Origin of the sequence: Micromonospora sp. D75 (assembly GCF_018070405.1) — a bacterium.
GTDB lineage: Bacteria > Actinomycetota > Actinomycetes > Mycobacteriales > Micromonosporaceae > Micromonospora > Micromonospora chalcea.
The window spans coordinates 1-2,099 of record NZ_JAGPXV010000836.1; the positions used below are offsets into that span (position 1 = coordinate 1).

Annotated in this window: 1 protein-coding gene and 2 pseudogenes; 1 reads left to right on the top strand and 2 read right to left on the bottom strand. The window is 71.0% G+C overall.

Going from position 1 to position 2,099, the window contains the following annotated elements; all coding sequences use genetic code 11:
- Positions 1-621, top strand: a pseudogene (locus KBX39_RS29705) (methionine--tRNA ligase); the annotation flags it as partial.
- 56 nt (positions 622-677) lie between these two features.
- On the opposite strand, the gene KBX39_RS29710 reads toward KBX39_RS29705, so the two are convergent.
- Both KBX39_RS29710 and KBX39_RS29715 read right to left on the bottom strand, forming a co-directional pair.
- On the bottom strand, positions 678-1,529 hold the full coding sequence (locus tag KBX39_RS29710; RefSeq protein ID WP_043326820.1) for an alpha/beta fold hydrolase: 852 nt from the start codon (positions 1,527-1,529) through the stop codon (positions 678-680).
- A gap of 61 nt (positions 1,530-1,590) precedes the next feature.
- Positions 1,591-2,099, bottom strand: a pseudogene (locus KBX39_RS29715) (hypothetical protein); the annotation flags it as partial.

A 2,099-nucleotide genomic window follows, 5' to 3' on the forward strand; every position in this document is an offset into this window, starting at 1 on the left:
TTCCTGCGCCGCAACAACGACGAACTGGTCGCCGGCTGGGGCAACCTGGTCAACCGGTCGGTGTCGATGGCGGCGAAGAACTTCGGCGCCGTCCCGCCGGTCGACCCGGCCGGGCTCACCGAGGCCGACCAGGCGCTGCTGGACACCGCGAAGGCGGGCTTCGCCACCGTCGGCGACCTGATCGCCCGGCACCGGCAGAAGCAGGCCATCGGCGAGGCCATGAAGGTCGTCGCCGAGGCCAACAAGTACCTCTCCGAGCAGGCGCCCTGGAAGCTCAAGGGCGAGGACGACAAGCCCCGCATGGGCACCATCCTGCACGTCGCGCTCCAGGTGGTCAGCGACGCCAACACGCTGCTCACCCCGTTCCTGCCGCACTCCGCCCAGAAGATCCACGAGCTGCTCGGCGGCACCGGCACGCACGCCCCGATGCCGGTGATCGAGGAGGTCGACGACCTCGATGGCGGGCCGTCGTACCCGGTGCTGACCGGTGACTACACGGTCGGGGCGCGCTGGGAGTCCGTACCCCTGGAAGTGGGCCGGCCGCTCGCGGCGCCGAAGCCGGTGTTCCGCAAGCTCGACCCGTCCATCGTCGAGGAGGAGCTGGCCCGGCTGGCCGGCTGAGCACGCGCGCGAACCGCGGCCCCGGGATCTCCCCGGGGCCGCGATCGTCCGCCGGGTCAGGCGGTCGCCATGCTCGGCTTGCCGATGAACTCCATGATGGCCTTGTTGACCTCGGTGGGATGGGTCCACGGCGTGCCGTGCGGCGCACCCTTCAGCGTGACCAGCTTGGCGTCGGACAGCATGTTCACCAGCCGCTGGCCCGTCACCGGGAACGGCAGCACGTTGTCCTTGTCGCCCTGGATGATCAGCACCGGCACGTCGATGTTCGGCAGGTCACCGCGGAAGTCGGTCTGCCAGGCGTCCACCGAGTCGTGGGTGCCCTTGGCCGACGCCTGCGCGCCGATCTGCCAGTGCGCGTGGTACGCCTCGTCGCTGACCAGCTTCCCCCGGTTCTCGCTGGCGTTGAAGAACGCGTCGCAGAACTGGGTCAGGTAGGCGAACCGGTCCTGGATGATCGCCTTCTGGAACCCCTCGAACATGCTCTTGTCGACGCCCTCCGGGTCGTCGGGCGTCTTCAGCAGGTACGGCGCCAACGGGGCCAGCAGGACCGCCCGGTCCACCCGGTCCGACCCGTACGCGCCCAGGTAGCGGGTCACCTCACCGGTGCCCATCGAGTGCCCGACCAGGATCGCGTTGCGCAGGTCCAGCTCGGTCATCAACACGTCCAGGTCGGCGGCGAACGTGTCGTAGTCGTAGCCCATGGCCGGCTGCGCGGAGTTGCCGAACCCACGCCGGTCGTACGTGATCACCCGGTACCCGGCGTTCAGCAGCGGACCGCTCATCTTCTCCCAGGTCGCCCCGTTGAACGGGAAACCGTGGATCAGCACGATCGGCTGACCGGAACCGTGATCCTCGTAGTACAGGTCGATGGGTGCGGAGTTCTCCGTACCGACGGTGACGAAAGGCATGTCGGGATTCCCCCTCAGCGCGGGCTTCTCGGACCCCAACGGCTTCCCGACCTGCCCCCGTCTATGCGTGCCGGGCCGGATAGGGCAGGTCCACCACCCGGTCGTCGGTCAGCTCGCCGCCGGGCGCCCAGACCTCGTACACGCCGCGTTCCAGACACTGAGCGCCGGTCGCGGCCACCGCGTCCGGATCCGGGCGGCGCAGCCGCAACCGCAGCCAGCCACCCTCCTCCCGCAGCACCAGGCACGGCGTCCCGCGCCAGGTCGCCGTGCGCAGCCGCCGGGCCGCCGTGTCCACCGGGTAGCGGGCCGCCCGGGTCATCGCCAGCACCCGGAACCCGCCCGGCTGGTCGGCCACCGCCTCGTACTCCGAACCCGCGTACGTGCCGACGAGCCGGGTCGAGCGCGGCGCCTCGCCGGTCGGCACGTACTCCTGATCGGCGGCCAGGCCGGGCACCGCGGCGAGCAGGTGCCGCCACTGCGGACCCGCCAGGCGCAGCCAGCCCCGCTGCGCCGCCGGGGAGGTGTAGAGCACCTCCTCCACCCCCTCGGCCGGATAGGCCAGCAGCGGGG

Bases quoted from the DNA above. Each gene is read 5' to 3' on its own strand.
- KBX39_RS29710 (WP_043326820.1), bottom strand. From the start codon at position 1,529: ATGCCTTTCGTCACCGTCGGTACGGAGAACTCCGCACCCATCGACCTG.